2 protein-coding genes are annotated in these 2,768 nt (G+C 51.1%); both read right to left on the reverse strand.

Translation table 11 applies throughout. From position 1 onward, the window contains the following. Positions 1-438: 438 nt before the first annotated feature. Positions 439-1,245 (reverse strand): hypothetical protein, encoded by an 807-nt coding sequence (locus DNK49_RS23995; RefSeq protein ID WP_133255154.1) that lies wholly within the window; start codon positions 1,243-1,245, stop codon positions 439-441. A gap of 5 nt (positions 1,246-1,250) precedes the next feature. Continuing rightward, positions 1,251-1,928 carry a hypothetical protein gene (locus DNK49_RS24000; RefSeq protein WP_133255155.1) on the reverse strand — a complete coding sequence of 226 codons (678 nt, stop codon included), beginning with the start codon at positions 1,926-1,928 and terminating at the stop codon, positions 1,251-1,253. Positions 1,929-2,768: the final 840 nt, after the last annotated feature.

The following is a 2,768-nucleotide window of genomic DNA, read 5'->3' on the forward strand; positions in this document are numbered from 1 at the left end:
TCTGGACAATACTGTTACAAACGTGCCACCACAGAGCTTTTTCGATCATGGCCTTGAAACCCGCGCCGGTGCTGGAGGCACTTTCCGAAAAGGGATGAAAATCGGGGGGAAGTGTCGAACCCCGGTGCTCCGGCCGACTGCCGGTCGTCGGCCAGACCGGCCACTCGGTTGTCCGTAGGTCACGGTCAGCACTAAACCGGTAACCTGCCCGCTCCCCGGGACACGATCTGCCGCGCTCCTGAATCTGCGGTCAGCGAAAACTTCGAAGGTTGGCGAGCGAGAGCTTACGACCCAAAGCGGAAGTAGCAGAGTTAGAGAAGCTGACGTTTGGGAATGCTAGGTAATAGCCGCGAATTTGCCGCAGCGAAGCGAAGAAAGATGCATCGGCTGGACGCATTTGTTAGATTTGCTTTTACAGGACATGGACATTCCTTCAAACTAGAATCCAGCAATGGACAGCCAGTTCTGGAAAATGTCAGGGGTTAATTTGTGTGCCCGTATCTGGATATCCTCTCTGGTGTAGAAAGATTCTTCAGTTCTGTTTTGCCATTCGATTGAGCTGCCAGGGGAGCCTTCAAATACCACCCCAACCACGCTTGGTGGAGCATCGGAAAAGTGACAGTAGACTGCACCGCCGCTCATTCCACTAAAGTAGTATGGGTTCTCTTGTTCCAATGACGATGCCATTAGAAAGGACTCGTCGTTTGGCCCGATAGGTCTTGTCAACTCTGCGGTCACACCAATGAGAGGGGCTTGCAGAAGCCCGTTACCTTCGGTCTTGTGTTCGGTTGGATATCCAAACGCCACCGGACACTTAAGGTCCGCCCAGGTTGGTTCAACCCATGAATCCAAATCAATTGCAACCTTGCCTTTTGCTTTCATGTGAATTGAAGCAAAAGCCACATCGAGTTTTACTATTGCTATATCTGGCAGCTTGGGGTCAAACAATCTAAGCGAGCGAAACAAGCTTTTATAACCGGATTGGTCGAAATAACCAAATTGATAAATGACACGCTGCCGGCCGTGAATAGTTAGCCATTTTGGTGGATTCGAAGAAAACTGATAGTCATAAATATGCGCACACGTCACGCCGTAAAGGCCACCTTTGTAGCTTACATAGGTAATCGTTCCATTTGCCTTTTCAATTGTGTGCCCACCGCTCATCCATGGCGGGGACAAAAATAGTGGCTCGGAGTGTGTGCCTGCTGCTTTATGCAACATTTCTAGGGAAAACGGTGTGTCCATTGCTGTTACGGCACCAGAGTGAGGGCAGCATTCTCAAGTGTATCTAGTGCATGGTGTAACACAACCTTACCCTCCCATTGCTGTGTGACTAGAAACCTGCCCGGAGTAACGCCCTTTCTTTGATTTGCGGTAAGGGAGAATGGAGGTTCGGATACGAGCTTGATGAAGCTGTCCCAAGCCTTGTCGCTCTTGTGGGCAACAGAATTTCGCAGGCGCTTGAACATCGCCAACTCATTCACTACAGCAGGCAAAAGGGCGGTGCTTTGGGGCGGAGAACCAGGTGGCAATAGCGGGGCTGCGAATCGATGACCAGGTGCGAGAAAAGCATTCGCTCGTTGAGCAATACGGTTGAATTCAGACCAGTCGTAGAAGCTATTAGGGCGGTCTATATGTGAAAGCATCGATTCGGCCAGCCGAAGCGGAGCATTTTTTGTACGAAAGCTCTTCACGTCCTTTTTAAGCAAGCTGCCTGTTTGGGTGGCTAAATCTGTAATGAGGAGAACTTGGCAAAGCTCTTCCCAATGAGTAACAGCGCTAAGGAATAACCCTTCAGCAATTTTGTGGACGTCAGGGGCAGAGAGAGCCTTCGTTGGGCCTGAGTTAGCGATGACTTTTGATGCCGCTGAGCGGATATGCGCGATTGAAGTTACAAATTCTTTGCGATGGTCAATTGCGGATTTCATAGAAGGAATCCCAAGTTTGTATTAGGGGACAGGTTTGACGCATAACGGCTGTCGCCCCTCTGTCATCTGACTATCGTGTTGCCCGAACCCCATATTACGACTTGCTTTCTAGGAGTCGAGGTTGAATACCATAGCCATGAAATAATGCGTCGGGGAAGTACGTCATCATAATGGATGCTCAACACGTCTGCTATAGACAAGTAAGGTCAAAGACCGCTTCTGGCCGTTATGGATAGCTGTTCATAACGGCCAACTGCCGACGCTCGGCTTCCCGCTTAAGCAACCATCCAGAAGGCCGGCCCACCCCGAAACCTGCGGCACGGGCTATTAGTCCCCGTGGCCTAAGCGAACACTTACAAGCTCCGGCGGCAGGCCAGTCCGCCCTCCCGATTAGCGCAATCACTGATGGTTCATGCTTGCTGACTGACTATTTAGCCAAAGTGTTCGCCCGACGCTGGTCGACACCAGCGGGAAATGCAGTGACTATACTGTATTGCGTTGCGCAACACAGTATAGTCACTGCGATCGATCCACAAGCAACAGTTAGCAATTGGAGGCGTATGGACACCAGCGAAGTCCGTCATCCTGGCGAACGCATCAAGGCAGAGGTGTTCCCAGGGCTATCGCACCTATCTGACATAGCGGAATCCAAAATCACGTTTACGGTCATGCATTTACAAAACCCCTGTTCACAGTCGCTGATTTTGTGTAGCTTCCTCGTCTTTTGGGGCTCCCATGACGACGAGGGAAGTGATGCCGCTCACGCAGGTGTTCGTCTCGATTTCCGACCCACGCAGCACCCGTCAGGTCAGACACGATCTGTCCGAACTGCTCACGGTG

The sequence above is a fragment of the Parazoarcus communis SWub3 = DSM 12120 genome (genome assembly GCF_003226565.1).
GTDB lineage: Bacteria > Pseudomonadota > Gammaproteobacteria > Burkholderiales > Rhodocyclaceae > Parazoarcus > Parazoarcus communis.

What these genes read in the sequence shown, in the direction of transcription:
- DNK49_RS23995 (WP_133255154.1), bottom strand. Translation starts at nt 1,245, where the DNA reads ATGGACACACCGTTTTCCCTAGAAATGTTGCATAAAGCAGCAGGCACA.
- DNK49_RS24000 (WP_133255155.1), bottom strand. Translation starts at nt 1,928, where the DNA reads ATGAAATCCGCAATTGACCATCGCAAAGAATTTGTAACTTCAATCGCG.